This window comes from Shigella sp. FC1967 (assembly GCF_001743005.1).
GTDB lineage: Bacteria > Pseudomonadota > Gammaproteobacteria > Enterobacterales > Enterobacteriaceae > Proteus.
Window position 1 is genome coordinate 1 of record NZ_MIIZ01000068.1, and the last position, 304, is coordinate 304.

The following is a 304-nucleotide window of genomic DNA, read 5'->3' on the forward strand; positions in this document are numbered from 1 at the left end:
AAAAGCGTAGTCGATGGGAAACGGGTTAATATTCCCGTACTGGTGGTAACTGCGATGGGGGAACGGAGAAGGCTAGGTTGGTCCGGGCGACGGTCGTCCGGTTCAAGCATGTAGGCAGAGTGATTAGGCAAATCCGGTCACTTAATGCTGAGGTGTGATGACGAACCACTAAGGTGGTGAAGCAATTGATGCCCTGCTTCCAGGAAAAGCCTCTAAGCTTCAGGTTATCAACAATCGTACCCCAAACCGACACAGGTGGTCAGGTAGAGAATACTCAGGCGCTTGAGAGAACTCGGGTGAAGGA

General features: G+C 51.6%; 1 rRNA gene. It reads left to right on the top strand.

Features of this window, described 5'->3' with window-relative positions:
* Positions 1–304: ribosomal RNA gene (locus BHE89_RS00555) — 23S ribosomal RNA — on the top strand; the annotation flags it as partial.